At 87.0% G+C, this 408-nt stretch carries 1 protein-coding gene; it reads right to left on the bottom strand.

Annotated elements, in window-relative coordinates:
• The coding region (locus ET526_RS21465; RefSeq protein WP_204623759.1) for a hypothetical protein at nucleotides 1–408 on the bottom strand (408 nt) is incomplete at both ends.

Here is a 408-nt window from a genome sequence, read left to right as displayed (position 1 = left end):
GGCGGCCTCGCGGGCGGCGACGGCCTGGGCAGCGGCCTTCGCCTGCGCCTGGCGCAGCGCCGGCAGGGCGCGGGCGGCGGCCTCCGCCTCGCGCAGCGCGGCGCGGGCCGCCTGCAGCGCCTCCGCCGGGCCGGGCCGCGCCGCCGCCTCGCCCAGCCGCTCGCGCAGCGTCGCCTCCGCCTGCTCCGCCAGGCGCAGCGCCGCCCCGGCCTCGGCCTCGGCGGCACGGGCCGCGTCCAGGAGGCGCGCCGCCTCGGCCTCGGCGGCGTCCAGCGCGGCGAGGTCGGGCAGCGGGTCCTCCGCGGGACGGGCGGGAGCCGGGTGGTGGGTGCCGCCGCAGACCGGGCAGGGCGCGCCGGGGCGGAGGGCGGCGGCCAGCGCCGCGGCGTGGCCGGCGGCGAGGCGCCG

The organism is Crenalkalicoccus roseus, assembly GCF_004761865.1.
In the GTDB taxonomy this organism is placed as follows: domain Bacteria; phylum Pseudomonadota; class Alphaproteobacteria; order Acetobacterales; family Acetobacteraceae; genus Crenalkalicoccus; species Crenalkalicoccus roseus.
Note: the sequence above shows the minus strand (reverse complement) of the source record. Positions and strands in the feature narration are given on the sequence as shown.